Here is a 16881-nt window from a genome sequence, read left to right as displayed (position 1 = left end):
CGAACTACGCCGTCTCGACCGGACGCGCGGACTCCGCGCACCACGCGTTCCCTCGGCGCCCCGCCCGTCGGAGGTCGAGCTCGACGACCGAGCCGGCGTCGAGCGACGACAGCTCGGCCTCCACGTCGGGGTCGTCGTACTCGACGACGTACAGCGTCCCGTTGCGCGGGTATTCACGGAGCGTGATCGCCCCGTGGTCGTTACACGCTCTGACGACCGTGTACTTCCCAGTCCGATTCATCACGCGCGGCGTTTCGGTTTCCAGAAACTTAGTTGTGCCATCCGTTCGGCGCGGCGGGGGCGAGCGAGGCCGGCGAGCGGGCGAGTAGCAGCGGCCCGGCGGCGTCGACCGCGAACGGTCCATTTTAATCGACCCGTCGCCTCCCTCGGGTATGACGGAGACGGAGGTCCCCGAGGACCACCCGCGGTACGCGTCGCTCGTGACGCGCCACCGGATCGAAGCGGGCGTCGAGGAGGGGATCACCTCGAAGCAGGGGCTGATCGCGCAGGGGCGCGGCGAGGCGTTCGACTACCTCCTCGGCGAGCGCACGCTCCCGAGCGCCGACGCCGCGGCGCGCGCCGCGGCCGCGACGCTCCTGCTCGCCGAGCGTCCCGTGATCTCGGTGAACGGCAACGTCGCCGCCCTCGCGCCGAGCGAGACGGTCGACCTGGCCGCGGCGGTCGACGCCGACCTCGAGGTGAACCTGTTCAACCACACCGACGAGCGGGTCCGGCGGATCGCCGACCACCTGCGCGAGCACGGCGCCGACGAGGTGAAGGGGCTCGCCGGCGACGGCGAGATCCCCGGGCTCGACCACGCGCGCGGCGTCGTCGACGCCGACGGGATCGAGGCGGCCGACGTCGTCGTGGTGCCCTTGGAGGACGGCGACCGCGCCGCCGCGCTCGACGCGATGGGGAAGACGGAGATCGTGATCGACCTCAACCCCGGAAGCCGCTCGCCGCGCACGGCCGACGTGCCGATAATCGACAACCTGATTCGGGCCGTGCCGAACGTCGCGGCACACGCGCGCGACCTCGCGGACGCGACGCCCGAGGCGCTCCGCGGGATCGTCGACGAGTTCGACGCCGCCGCCGCGCTCGACGCGGCGGAGGCGGCGATCCGCGAGGGGTCGTTCGCGGACGCGGACGGCTCGTAGGCGGCGCGTTCCTCCCGCCGGAAAGCAAAAGCCTCCGCCCCCCGTACGCTCTCGCATGGAACTCGACGAGACGGACCGGGCGATCCTGCGAATCCTCCAGGAGGACGCGCGGACCCCGTTCTCGGAGGTCGCGCGGCGGATCGACATGTCGAGCGCGACCGTCCACGACCGGGTCAGCCGCCTCGAGGAGGCGGGCGTCATCCGCGGGTACCACGCCGACATCGACCCGAAGGCGGTCGGGTACGGCGTCGGCGCGTTCGTCGGCCTGCGCGTCGAGCAGGGCCGCGAGGAGGACGCGCTCGAACGCCTCCGCGGTATCGACGGCGTCCGCGAGATCCACCTCACCACCGGCGAGTGGGACGTCATCCTCCGCGTCGTCGCGGCCGACACCGACCGGCTCCGGGAGCTGATGTTCGAGCGGATCGCGGAGACCGAGGGGTTCTCGCGCTCGCAGACGATGGTCATCCTCGGCACCGACTACGAGCGGGCCGGGCCGCCGCTGTAGACCGGCGCGGCGGGGCGCCCCGCGGCGCCCCGCGGCGCGACCGCTCGACCGCGTCGCCCGCGACCGGAACGCTCAACTCGGGACCTCCCCGAACGGTGACCATGAGCACAGGCCTCGCGGACGGGTTCGACCCGTCGCCGGAGCGCGCGTGGGCGGCTGTCGTCGGCGGCGTCACGGCGCTGTTGGCGGTCGGATCCGTCGTCTTCCCCCGCGTCGTCTACGACCGGTTCCTCTGGCGTTACTTCTGGGGGCCGGTGGTCGCGGACGGCGAGGGTGCGCAGTGTGCGGTCCGGGAGGCCGGCGGCACCACGGAGCTGCTCGGCAGCAGCGCGGCGTGCGAGGCGGCGCGGAGCGCCGGCGAGGTCGTCGCGGCGCCGGGGTACACGACCTTCTCGACGGTGAGCTACGTGGTGATCCTGCTTGCGATGCTGATCGGCGTCGTCTTCCTCCTCCGCCGGCTCGACATCGCGACGGAGCTCCGCTTCTTCTACGCGCTGTTCCCGTTCATGCTGTTCGGCGGGGCGATGCGAACGGTCGAGGACGCGGGCGTCGCCGCGACCGCCGCCGGCGTCGACCCGCTGATCGCGTTCCCGGCGAGCGCGGTGCTGATCAGCCCGTTCATCTACTTCACGGTGTTCCTGTTCACGCTCGCGTGCGTGCTGACGGCGTACGGCCTCGAACGCCGCGGCGTCGTCGACGACTACGCGCGGCCGCTGTTCGCGCTGGGGACTACGGGGCTCACGCTCGCGGTCGGCTACCTCGCGTACCTGGCGGCCACGACCGGCTACGTCACCTTCTACCCGCAGGTGCTCGTGCCCACGCTCGTCATCGCCACGGTCGCGACCGCGGTGACGTGGGCGCTGGCGACGCGTCGGATCGCGACGATCCGCCAGGGCACCGGCGCGGCGGGGATCGTGATCATCTGGGGGCACGCGATCGACGGCGTCGCAAACGTGATCGGGCTCAACTGGATGCCGGCGCTCACCGGCACCGCGAACCTCGTCCCGAAGCACGTCGTCAACGCCCTGATCGTCGACTGGACCGGGCGGCTGCTGCCGGAGTCGATCGTCTCCGTCACCGGCGACGCGTGGCCGTTCCTCCTTGTGAAGCTCGTCGCCGCGACGTTCGTCGTCTGGGTGTTCAACGGCGAGATGTACGAGGAGTCGCCGCGGTACACCCTGCTGCTGTTGATCACGGTGCTGGCCGTGGGGCTCGGCCCCGGCACCCGGGACATGCTGCGCGCGACGTTCGGCGTGTAACGAGAGCGGCTAACTCGCCGTCATTCAGGCTGTCCGTTGGAACGCTCGTCGTCTCAAAACCAGACTGACAACGGTCGGAAACTGAAATTGACACGATGAACGAGCACGTCAAAATTGTCCTTCTGGGAAGTCTCGGCTTGATCATTAGCGTCCCGATCTGGTATACGCTGCTATCCTCCGAGGAGTTCTCACCAGACGTTTTCTTGAATCCGAGCTTGCTGTTCTGGCTGATCTTCGGGTTCGTCGTTTTTCTATTCGGGTATTACAACACCGACTTGGAATAAGTCGACGCTGCTCACGGGCCTAGCTCCCGAAACCGCTACTACAGCGGTCACCGCGAGAGTCTCGCCTCTGACGACCAGAAGAAATTCGTCTGTTCTGGCAGAATCGTTACCCATGCCCTCCGAGATCGGCGGTCACCCCGCTCGCGTATACGCGGTCCAGACCGGCTTCTGGATCTTCGTCCCTGCTGCGGTCGCGAGCGCCGTCGGATACGGGAACTCCGTCACGTTGGCCGGTATCGGCATCGGTGGCGCGATTCTGATTAGCGCGGTCGCCTTGGAACTCGCCGAGCGGTAGGCGCGCAGCGATTACGGGTTGACCGAGACGGGCCACACGTGGCGGATTTCGGCGGTGCGCGCGCTCCGGTCACTTCATCTCTTGTCGGATGTGCTTATCGACCTGTCTGATGAGGAGGAGCGCCGTGATCAGTCCGGTTGACGCCGTGCTGACGACCCCGGAGAGTCCGCCGGTGCCGAGAACCGCTAGTAGAACGACTCCGACGAGCGCACTCTGTACGAACCAGATCACGCCCCGGACGTACCAGTCCACGTACCCGTGGAACCAGGTGGGACTCGTGGAGGGCATAGATAATAATGGAAATATGTCTGTGTAAATAATTTTCTCTACACCGTACGATTCGTGAATTCAGCAGTCGATCGCGACGGGGCGCGACCACCTCTTCCGTCGTGGATCTCAACGGCGGCATTACCGTGATACCCAGCCACTCAGCTATACACGGCGGTGCGTGGGACGACGGGCGACCGTCCCTGTAGCCCCGGAAGCTCGGCCTACTGCTGATTCTATTTATATACTAGCGGTCGACACAAACGCCGCCGAAGCCCCAGTCGCGAGGCGGGCGCACGCTCGTTGCGCTCCTCCGTCGCTCGTTGCACTCGCTCCTTGCGGTGCTTACATCGCCTGCGCCCGCCTCGCGACTGCCCCTTCGAGTCCCGCCCAACCGCACCCGCACTGCGCCTCGCGCCTCCCCAGCCTCGTCGGCCTCCCTCCGGTCGGCCGACTCCAGCAGGGGACCGAAGGTCCCTCTGGCAGTCGGGCGAAGCCCGACGGCCTCGCGCGTGCTGACTCGCGGGCGCCGGTGGCGGCCGCTCACAGGCACGCGCCATCGCCGACCATTTATAAACAGTTTTCAGGAGAACGCGCCGGGGTTGGTCGTTCGACGCCGTTCCGCAACGGCATCATATAAGCCGTCGCGGGGGGAACGGTCTCGATAATGCTGGACGGGGTCAACGTCGCGCTCGGCGTCTCGGGGAGCATCGCGGCGGTGAAGGTCGTCGAACTCGCGCACGAACTGCGCCGACACGGCGCGAGCGTCCGCGCCGTCATGTCCCCGGCGGCGACGGACATCGTCCACCCGTGGGCGGTCGACTTCGCCACCGACGAGCCCGTCGTCACCGAGATCACCGGCGACGTGGAACACGTCGAGCTGTGCGGTCGCGAGGGGTGGGCCGACGTGCTGCTGCTCGCGCCCGCGACCGCCAACACCGCGGGGAAGGTCGCGGCCGCGGTCGACGACACGCCCGTGACGACCTGCGCGACGACCGCCCTGGGCGCCGACGTGCCGGTCGTGATGGCGCCCGCGATGCACGAGCCGATGTACGACCACCCCGGGGTGTTGGACGCCCTGGACCGCTTGGAGTCGTGGGGCGTCCGCTTCGCCGACCCGCGGATCGAGGAGGGGAAGGCGAAGATCGCGGCCGAGGCGGACATCGTCACCGAGGTCGCGCGGGCGACGACGCCGCAGACGCTCGGCGGGACGCACGTCGTCGTCACCGCGGGCGCGACGAAGGAGCGGATCGACCCGATCCGCATCCTGACGAACCGCGCGTCGGGGAAGACCGGCCGGGCGGTCGCGCGGGCGCTGTACGTCCGCGGCGCGCGGGTGACGCTCGTCCAGGACGGGCCCGAGGTCCCGTACGCCGACGTGGTCGCGGTCGAGACGGCAGACGAGATGATGGCCGCCTGCCGGCGGACGGCGGCGACCGCGGACGCGCTGGTCTCCGCGGCCGCCATCTCCGACTTCACCGCCGACGCGGTCGGCGAGAAGATCCGGTCCGGGTCGCCGCTGTCGCTGGACCTAGAGCCCACCCCGAAGCTCATCGACTCGGTGCGCGAGGCGTACCCGGACCTCCCCATCGTCGGGTTCAAGGCCGAGACGTCGGGCGACGACGCGGCGATGGTCGCGGAGGCCGAGCGCATCCGGGACCGCGTCGGACTGGCGTTCGTCGTCGCGAACGACGCGAGCGTGATGGGCGACGACGAGACGCGCGTCCTGCTGGTCGGCGAGGCGGGCACCGAGCCCGCGGAGGCGGCGGGGTCGAAGGACGCGGTCGCCGGGCGCATCGCCGACCGGCTCGCGGCGACGCTCGACGCGTCGGCGTGAGCGGCGGCCGGCCCGGTTGCTCGCGTGAGCGCTCGCGACGCCCTCGCGCGGGCCGCGGGCCGTGCGGACCGGATCGCCCGCCTCCGGCAGGGTCACCGCGGATACAAACTGTTTTGGGGCGGTAGGGTAACCACACGGATAGAGTAACCCATGTGTAACGAGACGGTCACGCACGGCTCCGTGGGAGGTGTGGTGGGTGGCTGACGGCGACCCTCCGACCGGCCAGGTCACCGACGACGACGCGCCGACGGCCGACGCCACGGCCGCGGCGGCGGAGTCGGCGTCGGCCGGCGCGGTCATCGTTCCGGTCGAGCCGAGTTCCACGCTCCGCTCGACGGTCGCTCACGTCGCGGAGGCGGCCGCGGCCGACGGCGCCTCGGCGGTCCACTTCGTCGAGCTCGCCTCGTGGCGGAACGGCGACCCGGAGAGCGACGAGCGCGCCGCCGCGGCCGAGCGCGTGCTCGAACGGGTCACGTCGTGGGCGACCGCCGACCTCGACGACTCGGAGGCGGCAGCCGCCTCGGAGGTCGAAGTCGTCTCGGCGGTGCTCGGCGACGACGACTACCTGTTCGGCGCCGACGACTACGTCCGGGTCCTCGCGGAGTACGCCGAGGCCAACGGGGCCGACCGCGTCGTCTTGGACCCCGAGTACACACCGGTCGGGAACACGACGCTGCTCCAGCCGCTGGAGTTCGCGCTCTCGAACACCCCGCTGTCGGTCGAGACAGCCCCCGTCGACCGGCCGACGCGCCGCGAGCGGTTCCGAACCGAGGCCACGACCGGGCGGTTCGTGGCGCTGTTCGGCCTGTCGCTGGCGTTTTACCTCCTCCTCGGAGACCCGACCTACTGGTTCGACTTAGTGACCGGCCTCGCCACCGCCGCGGTCGTCTCGATCACCCTCTCGCGGGTGAGCCTCGACTCGAACCCGGCGATCCCGCGGACCCCGATGCGGATCGTCCGCGGGCTGATATACGTCCCCGTGCTGCTGTTCGAAATCGTGAAGGCGAACCTCGTCGTCGCCCGGGTCATCCTCGACCCGCGGCTCCCGATCGACCCGACGCTCAACCGGATGCGCGTGATCGTCGGGAGCGGGCTCCCGCTGATGACGCTCGCGAACTCGATCACGCTGACGCCCGGGACGCTCACCGTCCGGGCCCGCGACAGCGACCTCTACGTCCACTCGCTCCTCCCGTGGGCCCGCGAGGGGCTGTTCGACGGCTCCCTCGAACGGTGGACGCGGTTCGTCTACTACGGGCGCCGGTCGGCGCGGCTCCCGACGCCGCGCGAGCGCGACGACGTGGCGATCCTCCAGGGCGACGAGGCGACCGAGGAGCTGCCTATCGCCGCCGCGGACGGCGGCGCGGTCGACGCGAGCGACGCGAGTGATGAGGCCGAGTCGACGGCCGACGCGGGCGACGCCGACGAGGTGACCGTTCGATGAGCCTCGTCGACGCGCCGCTCGCGGCCGGCTACACGCTCGGCGACTTCCTGCTCGTCGCGGCCGCCGGCTTCGCCGTCCTCGCGGTCGGCATGCTCTACCGCGCGGTCGTCGGGCCGACGATGCAAGACCGCGTGCTGGCGGTGAACGTCCTCGGGACGAACACCGTCGTCATCCTCGCCATCCTCGGCGCGGCGCTCGGCGAGCCGACGTTCCTCGACATCGCCTTAGTGTACGCGCTGCTCAACTTCCTGATGGCCATCGCCATCTCGAAGTTCACCGTCGAGCGGGGTGGTGTGCTGTGACCGCCGCGACGCTGGAGACGGCCCGCGTCTGGCTGATCGTGGCCCTCACCCTGTTCGGGCTGTTCTTCTCGTTCGTCTCGATGGTGGGCGTGCTCCGGCTGCCGGACGTCTACTCGCGGGCGCACACCGCTTCGCAGGCCGACACGCTGGGCGCGGGCTTCGGGCTCGCGGCCGTCGCGCTCACCGTCGGGCTGGCTGGGGCCGGCTTCAAGTCGGTGCTCCTGCTGTTCTTCATCTTCGTGACGAACCCGACCGCGGCCCACGCCATCGCCCGGGCCGCCTTCGAGGAGGGAATCGTGCCGTGGGTCGAGGGGGACGACCGCCGATGACGGGGGCGCTCGCGGCGGCCGGCCCCCTCGGCGCGCCCGTCGTCGCGCAGGTCACCGCCGTCGAGGCGAGCCTGTTCGTCTTCGTCGTGTTGACCGCGCTGTTCACCGCGCTGGCGCGCGACGTGCTCGCGGCGGTGATCATCTTCGGGGCGTACAGCCTCGGGATGGCCGCGCTGTACACGTTCTACCGCGCGCCCGACGTGGCGATGACGGAGGCCGCCATCTCCGCCGGCGTCACGACCGTGCTGCTGCTGCTCACGCTGGCGAAGACCACCCGAATCGACCACGAGGCGGCCTTCGAGTCCGTGAACCTGCCCGCGGCCGGCGCGGCCGGCCTGCTGTTCGCCGGGCTGATGCTCACGATGGCCGACATCCCGGCGGTCGGGTCCGCGGACGCGCCGATCTGGTCGAACCCGGACGTGACCCAGTGGTACATCGCGGAGACGTACGCGGAGACGCACGTCGAGAACGCGGTGATGGCCGTGCTGGCGGCCTTCCGCGGGTTCGACACGTTCGGCGAGGCCGTCGTCGTGTTCGCGGCCGGGATCGCCGCCCTCATCGTCCTCCACCGGGAGGTGTTCGCATGAGCGGCACAGACGCGGGTCCCGACGGGGACGCCGAGACCAACTCCGACGGCGGGTTCGGCCGCGACCGCCCGCCCCGAGAGGACGGCCGCCTCGACTCGGACAGCCGGCAGGGCACCCCGTACACGGAGAGCCAGGTGATCATGCCGACGGTGAAGATCGTCGCGCCGTTCGCGTTCACCTACGGCCTGTTCGTCACCTTCCACGGCGCCGGCTCGCCCGGCGGCGGGTTCCAGGGCGGCGCCATCGTGGCCGCCGTCGTGTTCATGATCGCGTTCGCGTTCGGCATCGAGGCCACCCGGCAGTGGCTCGCGAACACCGTCGTCGTCGCGCTCGCGGTCGGCGGCGCGCTCGTGTTCGCCGGCATCGGGCTGGTCCCGGTCGCGCTCGGCGGCGCGTTCCTCCAGTACGAGCTGCTCCCGATCCCGGACCCGGTCAAGTACGGGATGGAGGGCGTCGAGATCCTCGGGATCGGCACCATCGTCGCCGGCGTCCTCATGGGCCTGTTCTTCGTCCTCGCGAAGGGGTTCAGCGACGCCGGCGGGTTCGCCGACGCGGACGCCTTCGACGACGAGGTCGGCGGCGACGCGGCGGCCGAGGCGTCGCCCGACGCGGAGGGCGAGAGCCCCGGCTCGACCGCCCCGACAGACGACGGGGGGTCGGACCCGGGCGCCCCGGGGTCGGCCGTGACCGACGGGGGTGAGCGCTAGTGTCGCCCCCGCTCGGCGCCGGCGCTGCCGCCTCGACGCTCGCCTCGGCAACCGGCGCGGTCGAGGTGCTCGCGACGAGACACGCGTACGTCGCGTTCGCGGTGCTGCTGTGTATCGGGCTCTACATGATGATCGCGAACCCGAACCTGGTGAAGAAGATCATCGGTCTCAACCTGTTCCAAACGGCGATCTTCCTGCTGTTCATCGCCTCGGCGTACGTCGACGGCGGGTCGATCCCGATCGTCCCGACCGGCGGGCCGGAGGGCGGCCTCTACGTCAGCCCGCTCCCGCACGTCCTCGTGCTCACCGCCATCGTCGTGGGCGTGAGCCTCACCGCCGTCGGGCTCGCGCTGTGTATCCGGATCTACGACGAGTACGGGACGCTGCGGACCGACACGCTCCGCGGACTGCTCCGCGAGGAGGGGTCGATCCCGTCGCGGCGGTCGCCCGGTGCGTCGGGGGCGGACGGCGCGGTCGAGTCGCCCGAGACGGGGGGTGAGACGGATGACTGACGTCCTCCTCCCGCTCGCGATCGTCGTCCCCATCGTGGCGGCGACGCTGCCGCTGGCGCTCGGCCTGCGGTACGACCGCGTCGGCTGGCCGGTCGCCGCGGTCGGGACGACCGCCGTGGCGGGAATCTCGGCCGCGATCGCCGCGGAAGTGGTGCTGAACGGTCCGTTCGACCACGCGCTCGGCGGCTTCCTCCCGCCGGTCGGGATCGAGCTCGTCGCCGACCGGCTGTCGGTCGCGGTGCTGCTGCTCGTGGCCGCGGTCTCCGTCGCGACGCTCGCGTTCGCGCGGGCCGCCGGCCCCCACGGGAACCCCTTCTACAGCGCCTACCTCCTGCTGGTCGGGGGCCTCGCCGGGATGACGCTCACCGGGGACCTGTTCAACCTGTTCGTCTTCCTGGAGATCACCGGGCTGACGACGTACGCGCTCATCGCCTCCGACCGCACGGGGGCGAGCGCGTACGCCTCGCTGAAGTACCTCGTCGTCGGCACCGTCGGCGCCTCGCTGTACCTGCTCGGCGTCGGCTACGTCTTCCTCGCGACGGGGACGCTCAACATGCTCGACGTCCAGGCGCAGATCGTCGCGCAGGCCGGCTACGGCGACCCGCTGGTCCGCGCGAGCTACGCGTTCATCGCCACGGGGCTGGCGCTGAAGATCGCCATCTTCCCGGTCCACTCCTGGCAGCCGGACGCCTACCAGCGGGCGCCGGACTCGGTCACGACGATCGTCGCCGCGCTGGTCTCGACGACGAGCGCGTACGCGCTCGTCCGCGTGACGTACACCGTGTTCACGGTCGACTTCCTCGCGGCCAACCGGGGTATTGCGACCGCGCTGCTCGTCGTCTCGACGGTCTCGATCGTCGCGGGCTCCGCGCTCGCCGCGATGCAGTCGAACCTCAAGCGGATGTTCGCGTACTCCTCGGTCGCGCAGTTCGGCATGATCGGCGCGGCGGTCGCGCTGGCGAACGAGACGGCCCTGCTCGGCGGGATCGTCCACCTGATCGGCCACGCGATCATGAAGTTCGGCCTGTTCCTCGGGATCGGGCTGCTCGCGCTCGGCTACGGCACCCGGCGGATCGAGGACCTCGCGAGCGCCGCGCGCGCCGCCCCGTACACGTCCGGCGCGCTCGCCGTGCTCGGCCTCGCGCTCGTCGGCATCCCGCCGTCGATCGGCTTCCTCGGCAAGTGGTACATCGGCGTTGGTGCGGTCGACGCCGGCCTCGCCGGCGGCGGCGCGGTCGGGATCGCGGTCGCGGCGGCGATATTCGTCAGCACGCTGCTCACGCTGTCGTACGTCGCGCGGCTGCTCGAACGGTTCTACTTCGCCGGCGCCGGCCTCCCGGGCGACCACGGCGAGGTGCCCGGTGACGGCGCGGCCGCCGGCGGTGGCCGCGCGGGCGACTCCGCCGCGACAGACGGCGGCGAGGGCTCCGTCGCGAAGACCGCCGACGGCCTCCCGGCGCCCGTCGAGGGCGCGCCGCGGTCGTCGCTCGTCCCCGACCGGGTGCCGACGGCGCCGCTGCTCGCGCTCGCGCTGGCGGTCGTGGCGGCGGTCGGCCTCGGCTTCGGCGGCTTCTCGCTCGCGGAGTGGTTCGGCCCGTTCATCACGGAGGTGTTCGCATGACTGACGTTGTACTTCAGGACCCACGACCCCTGCTGGCGGTTCTCGTCTCGTTCGTCGCGGCGTTCCTCATCGTCGCGTCGCACCGCTCGCCGAACGTCCGCGAGGGGTGGACGCTCGTCGCGTCGCTCGCGAAGTTCGGCATCGTCGCCTCGATGCTGCCGGCGGTCCTCGACGGTCGGACCTTCGAGTGGTCGGCCGGCGCGTTCCTGCCCGGCGTCGGTGCGCCGATCGAGTTCGCCCTCCGGGCGGACGCGCTCGGCATGCTGTTCGCGTTCCTCGCCAGCGGGCTGTGGATAATCACCTCCTTCTATAGCATCGGCTACATGCGCGGCCTCGACGAGCCGAACCAGACCCGGTACTTCGCGGCGTTCGCGGTGTCGCTCGCCGCGACGATGGGCATCGCGTTCGCGGGCAACCTCGTGACGATATTCGTCTTCTACGAGCTGCTGTCGATCGCGACGTACCCGCTCGTCGCGCACGACGAGACGGCCGAGGCGCGCTCGGCCGGCCGCAAGTACCTCGCGTACACGATGTTCGGCGGCGGCGTGCTCGTCTTAGCCGGGACCGCGCTCGTCTACCTGCTCGCGGGCAGCGTCGACTTCACCGCGGGCGGCATCGCGGAGCTCGCGAACGCCGACCCCGGGCTGGCGATGCTCGCCTTCTTCCTGCTCGCGATCGGGTTCGGCGTGAAGGCCGGGATCATGCCGCTCCACCAGTGGCTCCCCGAGGCGATGGTGGCGCCGACGCCCGTCTCCGGGCTCCTCCACGCGGTCGCGGTCGTCAAGTCCGGCGCGTTCGGCGTCTCGCGCGTCGTCCTCGACGTGTTCGGCCCGGAGCTCGTCTTCGACCTCTCGCTGCCGCTCGGCTTCACGGCCGGGCTCGTGCTCTCGACTATCGGCGCGATCACGCTCACCGCGGCCTCGCTGATCGCCTTACGCAAGGACCACCTGAAGCGCCGGCTCGCCTACTCGACTATCAGCCAGCTGAGCTACATCATCCTCGGGCTCGGCCTCTTCGGGTGGTACGGGCTCGTGGGCGCGCTCCTCCACATCCCGGCGCACGCGTTCATGAAGCTCACCCTGTTCTTCTGTGCGGGCAACATCCACGTGTCCACCCACACGGACTACATCTCGCAGATGGCTGGGATCGGCAAGCGGATGCCCCTGACGATGGGGGCGTTCACGGTTGCCTCGCTCGGGATGGCGGGGATCCCGCTGCTCGCCGGCTTCGTCAGCAAGTACTACATGCTCATCGGCGGGGTGCGGATGGGGATGAACTTCACCCCGGTCGCGTACTACCTCGCCGGCGCGCTGCTGCTCTCCGGCGTGCTCAACGTCGCGTACTTCTGGCCCGTGATCTACACCGCCTTCTTCGAGGCGGAGGACGCCCACGACGCGAAGCCCCTCGTGGACTTCCCGCTCGGCGGCGAGTCGCGGTCGATCGTCGCGGCGACGGACGGCGGCCGCGCGGGTGACGACGCGGACGATGGAAGCGACGAGGCGGACGAGGAGCACGACGACGCGGAGCCCGCCGGCGACGTGGACGACATCGTCGCGGACGCCGGGGGACCGGCGCCGGAGGACGCAGACGAACCCTCGTCCGCGCCCGACGGCGTCGACGACTCCGAGGTTCCGGACGCCGACCTCGACGACCTCCCGACCGACGAGGACGGGGTCGTCCGGCCGGACTTCGCGGCGACCGAGCGCGACTTCTCGGAGCCGGCCGAGCGCGTCGACACCGGCGACTACGCGGTCGACCAGCGGCCGTCCGACGCCGACGTGCCGTTCGGTCCCGGTCGGGGCGACGCGAGCCCGGCGGACGCGGACGTGGCGGACGTCGATGACGCGGACCGGGTCAACGACGAGGGGCGCGGCCCCGACGACCCGCACGGCGACCACGACGACGAGCCGCACGGCGGGCACGACGCCGACACGCACGACGACGGCCACCACGGCGGGCCGCCGCCGGGCGGCTGGGAGCACATCGCGGGGCTCGACGCGCTCCGCGGACGCGAGTCGACGTGGTTCACGCTCGGGCCGATCCTCGCCGCGATGACGCTCGCGGTGCTGCTCGGCGTGATCCCCTACGAGACGGGCTTCCTGGAGCTGATCGAGCTCATCGTCGACGCGCGGCTCCCCGAGGGGGTGGTCCGCCCGTGACCGCGCCCGTCGGCCTCCTGACCTCGATTCCGCCGTACGTCCTCGTCGCGTTCGCGGCGCTCGCGGTGCTGGCGCTGCCGCGGCGGGCGGGGCACGCGGTCGCGGCGCTGGCGACGGCGTTCACCTTCGTCCAGGCGGTGCTGCTGGGCGACGGCGGCACCGGCGCGCACCTCGCGACGCAGTTCCTCGGCTTCGAGGTCGTGTTCTTCAACGTCGACCAGTTCTCGCTGCTGATGGGCGTCGTCGTCGGCTTCCTCGCGACGGCGGCGGTGCTGTACGCCTACGGCAGCGAGGCGCCGACGTGGGTGACCGCGTTCGCGCTGACGTACGTCGCCTCGACGGTGGGGACGATCTACGCCGGCGACTGGCTCACGCTCATCTTCTTCTGGGAGCTGATGGCCGTCACCTCGACGCTGCTCGTCTGGCAGCACGGCGGGAAGGCGGTGCGGGCCGGCTACCGCTACGCGCTGTTCCACGGGACCGGCGGGACGATCCTGCTCGCGGCGGTGGTGGTTCACGGCGTGTCGATGCTCGGGAGCGTGCCGGCCGGTGAGATCTTCCTGTTCTCGGCGACGGCCGGGATCCACCCGGCCGCGACGGTGCTCGCCGCGGTCGGCATCGGGATCAACTGCGGGTTCATCTTCCTCCACAGCTGGCTGCCGGACACCTACCCGCGCCCGCACGTCGCGGCGTCGGTGTTCCTCTCGGTGTTCACGACCAAGACCGCCGCCTACGTGATGTACCGCGCGTTCCCTGAGGGCGGCATGTGGCTCGCCTACCTCGGCGGGTTCATGGCCGTCTACGGCGCGTTCTTCGCGCTGCTCCAGTACGACCCGCGCCGCCTGCTGTCGTACCACATTCAGGCGCAGCTCGGGTACATGCTCGCCGGCTTCGGGCTCGCGACCGCCGTCGGCGAGTTCGCGGTCGTCGGCGGCTTCGCGCACCTGTTCAACAACGTCCTCTACAAGAGCCTCCTGTTCATGGCGGTCGGCGTCGTGGTGTACCGGACCGGGGTCGAGGACATCCGCGAGATGGGCGGGCTCTGGCGGGTGATGCCCGTCACCTTCGTCGTCTACCTCGTCGGCGCCGCCTCGATTACGGCGGTGCCGGGGTTCAACGGCTTCATCTCGAAGGGGATGGTGCTCGACTCCGCCCACGAGGTCCACGAGTACGTCCTGCTCTTAGACAGCGGGCTGCTCTGGTGGCTGCTCGTCCTCGGCGGCGTGGGGACGTTCATGTCGTTCATCAAGCTGGGCTACTACGTGTTCTTCCACGGCTCGGCGACGCTGACCCCCGACGACGCCACGCCGTTCCAGACGGTCGGCATGGTGCTTGCCGCCGGGGCGTGCGTCTTCTTCGGCGTCTTCTACACCCAGCTGATCGAGGTGATGCCGTTCACCGACCTCATCCTCAGCGACGAGGTGTACTTCAAGCCGTACAGTCAGAGCCACCTGACCGAGAGCGCGGCGCTGCTGGTCGCCGGGTTCGTCGGCTTCTTCGCGCTGAAGCGCCCGCTCGGCTGGCTCGCCCACCGGATGCCGGACGTCGACCGCGTGCTGTTCCCGGCGGCGTTCTACCTCGGGCGCGGCTCGGTGTGGGGGGTCACCGAGCTGTGGGCCGCCGTCGACCGCGCGACGATGGCGCTCGCGGGCGCGACGATGCGGACCGCGACACGCCCGCGGGAGACGCTCGCGCGGGCGGGGATCGACACCGAGATCCGCGCCGGCATCGGTCGGAGCGTGCTGTTCCTGACGCTCGCGGCCGGAATCGCGCTGTTCGCCTTCCTGCTGGGCTGAGCCGGGGCGCGCCGCCCCGGCCGCTCACGTCGCCTCGTCGTCGAGCCGCCGCGCCTGCTCGCTGAGCGTGAGGAAGGCGACCGCGCCGAGGAACGCGACGACGAGTCCGACGACCGCGGCGTCGTCGCCGCCGGCGTAGTGACTGAAAAGGATCGGACTGGCGCTCAGGCCGAAGAGGCCGAGGCCGTACCCCGCTCGGTCCGCGCGGTCGTCGAACCGCGGCGCGGCCGCGAGCAGCGAGAGGTCGAACGCGACGTAGAAGTAGGCGGCGCCGGCGTAGACCGCCGCGGTCGCGAGCGACGCGGCGACGTCGGGCGCGATCTGGTACACGCCGGCCCCGACCAGGAGGCCGACGACGAGCGCAGGGAGGAGGGCGCGTCTCATCGAGTGACCGGTTAACGCGGGACATTAAAAAGGTCGGCGCAGCGGAGAGACAGAGAGAAGGGGGCCGCGGCGCGGCGAACGACGCGCCGGGAGTCGGCCTCAGTACTCCTCGTACGCGAGGTTCATCATCCACTGCGAGAAGGCGTCGGCCTGCGCGTCGACCTCCTCCTCGCCGATGAACGGGGAGAGCATGTCGTCAGCCATCAGTAGCGAAAAGTCGAGGTCGCGCGGCGCGGGCTCTAAGTAGTAGGTGTTGTGGCCGTCGTAGACGGTGTCTTCTCGCTGGATGACCCCGGCCTCCTCCAAGGACTCGGCGATGCGGCTCCCCTTCCGCGAGGAGACGTCGAGCTCCTTCCAGAAGTCGCTCTGGTGGATGCCGCCGGTCTCGCGGATGAGTTCGAGGCCGGCGCGCTCGTCCGCCGACAGGTCGGACTCGATTTCGGACGGGCTCATACTCTCTCACGCCCCCCGAATCACTTAAAACTGGCTTTCCGATCGTCACGTCCCGCGGCCGCACAGGGGCCGTCTCACCGGCGGCCGGTCGCGAAGTCGGCCGGGAGCGGCACCGGTTCCGCTGCCGTCTCGCAGGGCGGTCCGTCGGCGTACGCCATCTCGGGTTCGTCGCCGGTCCGGATCCGGGTGAACGACCGAGTGCCGAACCCGTCGCCGTGGAGGCAGGCGCCGTACTCGTGGTCGGCGAGGACGCCGCTCGCGCGGTCGAGCCACGACGCGCCCGCCTCGCCCGGCTCCGGGACCAGGGCGGCCGCGATTCGTCTCGCGCTGTCGGCGCGCTCATCGCCGAACGCCCGCCGCCGCTCGGGGACCGCGAACCGCTCCGCGCCGTTGACCACGCCGCCGACGTTGCCGACGACGTGGACGCCCGGATCGAGTCTGGTCACCGCGAGGGCGCCGTCGTACGCCAGCAGGAACGCCGCCCGCTCGTCCGCGAGGACGAGGTTGAAGCCGTCGTAGTCGCGCTCGTCGAGCTCGCGCTCGACCGCTCGCACCGCCGCCTCGGCCGAGGGGGCCGTCAGGCAGTCGCTGACGAGCAGCCCGCGCGAGCGGTCGCCCTCGCGGTCGGCGTCGAGCCACCGGTTCGTGACGGCGACGACGAGGCCGCCCTCGGAGACCCCGATCCACGTCCCGCCGGCCTCCGCGTCGCGCGGAGCGACGTACCGGACGCGCCCGTCGGCGTCGCCGTTCGTTCCGCGGCCGCCGTCGCCCGCCTGGCCGCCGTCACCGCTCGTTCGGCCGCGAACCGCGGGGGGATCGCTCGGGCGACCGAGCGCCTCGTCGCGGGTGGCGGCGAGCGCGACGGGGGCGTCGCCGAACGTCCGCCACGCCAGGGTCAGGGTACACACGGCGATCCGTACGCCGGACCGACTGAAAACTCTCTCGGGGGGACTCGGAGCGCAGGTTTACTCGCAACAAAAGAAATC

At 71.0% G+C, this 16881-nt stretch carries 20 protein-coding genes; 15 read left to right on the top strand and 5 right to left on the bottom strand.

The window, feature by feature from the left end; all coding sequences use genetic code 11:
- Window positions 1-4: 4 nt before the first annotated feature.
- Window positions 5-241 (bottom strand): hypothetical protein, encoded by a 237-nt coding sequence (locus DVK06_RS01505; RefSeq protein ID WP_053772270.1) that lies wholly within the window; start codon window positions 239-241, stop codon window positions 5-7.
- Between the two features lie 151 nt (window positions 242-392).
- Here DVK06_RS01505 and DVK06_RS01500 point away from each other — a divergent pair, with 151 nt between their 5' ends.
- The 5 genes from DVK06_RS01500 (at window position 393) to DVK06_RS01480 (ending at window position 3500) form a co-directional block, all read left to right on the top strand.
- Window positions 393-1157: a 4-phosphopantoate--beta-alanine ligase gene (locus tag DVK06_RS01500; RefSeq protein ID WP_121599048.1), complete on the top strand. Its 765-nt coding sequence runs from the start codon at window positions 393-395 to the stop codon at window positions 1155-1157.
- A 55-nt stretch (window positions 1158-1212) separates the two neighbouring features.
- A complete protein-coding gene (locus DVK06_RS01495; RefSeq protein ID WP_053772268.1) occupies window positions 1213-1662 on the top strand; it encodes an Lrp/AsnC family transcriptional regulator in 450 nt (149 codons plus the stop codon).
- A gap of 101 nt (window positions 1663-1763) precedes the next feature.
- A complete protein-coding gene (locus DVK06_RS01490; protein WP_121599047.1) occupies window positions 1764-2921 on the top strand; it encodes a DUF63 family protein in 1158 nt (385 codons plus the stop codon).
- Between the two features lie 95 nt (window positions 2922-3016).
- Complete coding sequence (locus DVK06_RS01485) at window positions 3017-3205, top strand: hypothetical protein (RefSeq protein ID WP_121599046.1); 189 nt, start codon at window positions 3017-3019, stop codon at window positions 3203-3205.
- 112 nt (window positions 3206-3317) lie between these two features.
- Complete coding sequence (locus DVK06_RS01480; RefSeq protein ID WP_121599045.1) at window positions 3318-3500, top strand: hypothetical protein; 183 nt, start codon at window positions 3318-3320, stop codon at window positions 3498-3500.
- 69 nt (window positions 3501-3569) lie between these two features.
- Here DVK06_RS01480 and DVK06_RS01475 read toward each other — a convergent pair whose 3' ends face one another.
- Window positions 3570-3788, bottom strand: coding sequence for a hypothetical protein (locus DVK06_RS01475; RefSeq protein WP_121599044.1), 219 nt, complete (start codon window positions 3786-3788; stop codon window positions 3570-3572).
- 646 nt (window positions 3789-4434) lie between these two features.
- Between DVK06_RS01475 and coaBC the strand changes: the two genes are divergently transcribed.
- From coaBC to DVK06_RS01425, 10 genes are all read left to right on the top strand, one after another.
- Window positions 4435-5604: a bifunctional phosphopantothenoylcysteine decarboxylase/phosphopantothenate--cysteine ligase CoaBC gene (coaBC, locus tag DVK06_RS01470; protein WP_121599043.1), complete on the top strand. Its 1170-nt coding sequence runs from the start codon at window positions 4435-4437 to the stop codon at window positions 5602-5604.
- A 196-nt stretch (window positions 5605-5800) separates the two neighbouring features.
- Window positions 5801-7045: a monovalent cation/H+ antiporter subunit E gene (locus DVK06_RS01465; RefSeq protein ID WP_121599042.1), complete on the top strand. Its 1245-nt coding sequence runs from the start codon at window positions 5801-5803 to the stop codon at window positions 7043-7045.
- Window positions 7042-7347 carry a cation:proton antiporter gene (locus DVK06_RS01460; protein WP_053772262.1) on the top strand — a complete coding sequence of 102 codons (306 nt, stop codon included), beginning with the start codon at window positions 7042-7044 and terminating at the stop codon, window positions 7345-7347. Before DVK06_RS01465 ends, DVK06_RS01460 begins: the two co-directional genes overlap by 4 nt.
- Entirely contained in the window at window positions 7344-7676 is a 333-nt protein-coding gene (mnhG, locus tag DVK06_RS01455; protein WP_053772261.1) for a monovalent cation/H(+) antiporter subunit G, read from the top strand. Before DVK06_RS01460 ends, mnhG begins: the two co-directional genes overlap by 4 nt.
- On the top strand, window positions 7673-8263 hold the full coding sequence (locus DVK06_RS01450) for a DUF4040 domain-containing protein (RefSeq protein WP_121599041.1): 591 nt from the start codon (window positions 7673-7675) through the stop codon (window positions 8261-8263). The genes mnhG and DVK06_RS01450 overlap by 4 nt, the downstream gene beginning before the upstream one ends.
- A complete protein-coding gene (locus DVK06_RS01445; RefSeq protein ID WP_121599040.1) occupies window positions 8260-8970 on the top strand; it encodes an MnhB domain-containing protein in 711 nt (236 codons plus the stop codon). Before DVK06_RS01450 ends, DVK06_RS01445 begins: the two co-directional genes overlap by 4 nt.
- On the top strand, window positions 8970-9482 hold the full coding sequence (locus tag DVK06_RS01440) for a cation:proton antiporter subunit C (RefSeq protein ID WP_053772258.1): 513 nt from the start codon (window positions 8970-8972) through the stop codon (window positions 9480-9482). Before DVK06_RS01445 ends, DVK06_RS01440 begins: the two co-directional genes overlap by 1 nt.
- Window positions 9475-11103 carry a proton-conducting transporter membrane subunit gene (locus DVK06_RS01435; protein ID WP_121599039.1) on the top strand — a complete coding sequence of 543 codons (1629 nt, stop codon included), beginning with the start codon at window positions 9475-9477 and terminating at the stop codon, window positions 11101-11103. Before DVK06_RS01440 ends, DVK06_RS01435 begins: the two co-directional genes overlap by 8 nt.
- Entirely contained in the window at window positions 11100-13262 is a 2163-nt protein-coding gene (locus DVK06_RS01430) for a proton-conducting transporter membrane subunit (protein WP_121599038.1), read from the top strand. The genes DVK06_RS01435 and DVK06_RS01430 overlap by 4 nt, the downstream gene beginning before the upstream one ends.
- Window positions 13259-15058, top strand: coding sequence for a Na(+)/H(+) antiporter subunit D (locus DVK06_RS01425; RefSeq protein WP_121599037.1), 1800 nt, complete (start codon window positions 13259-13261; stop codon window positions 15056-15058). Before DVK06_RS01430 ends, DVK06_RS01425 begins: the two co-directional genes overlap by 4 nt.
- Window positions 15059-15082: 24 nt before the next feature.
- On the opposite strand, the gene DVK06_RS01420 is transcribed toward DVK06_RS01425, so the two are convergent.
- From DVK06_RS01420 to DVK06_RS01410, 3 genes are all read right to left on the bottom strand, one after another.
- Window positions 15083-15442: a hypothetical protein gene (locus DVK06_RS01420; protein ID WP_053772254.1), complete on the bottom strand. Its 360-nt coding sequence runs from the start codon at window positions 15440-15442 to the stop codon at window positions 15083-15085.
- Window positions 15443-15541: 99 nt separating this feature from the next.
- Window positions 15542-15895, bottom strand: a complete 354-nt coding sequence (locus DVK06_RS01415) for a MarR family transcriptional regulator (RefSeq protein WP_121599036.1) — start codon at window positions 15893-15895, stop codon at window positions 15542-15544.
- 74 nt (window positions 15896-15969) lie between these two features.
- Entirely contained in the window at window positions 15970-16803 is an 834-nt protein-coding gene (locus DVK06_RS01410; protein ID WP_121599035.1) for an NRDE family protein, read from the bottom strand.
- Between the last annotated feature and the right edge of the window lie 78 nt (window positions 16804-16881).

This window comes from Halorubrum sp. Atlit-28R, assembly GCF_003665955.1.
Classification (GTDB): domain Archaea; phylum Halobacteriota; class Halobacteria; order Halobacteriales; family Haloferacaceae; genus Halorubrum; species Halorubrum tropicale.
The sequence above is the reverse complement of the archived record's forward strand: the minus strand, read 5'-3'. Positions and strand labels throughout refer to the sequence as shown.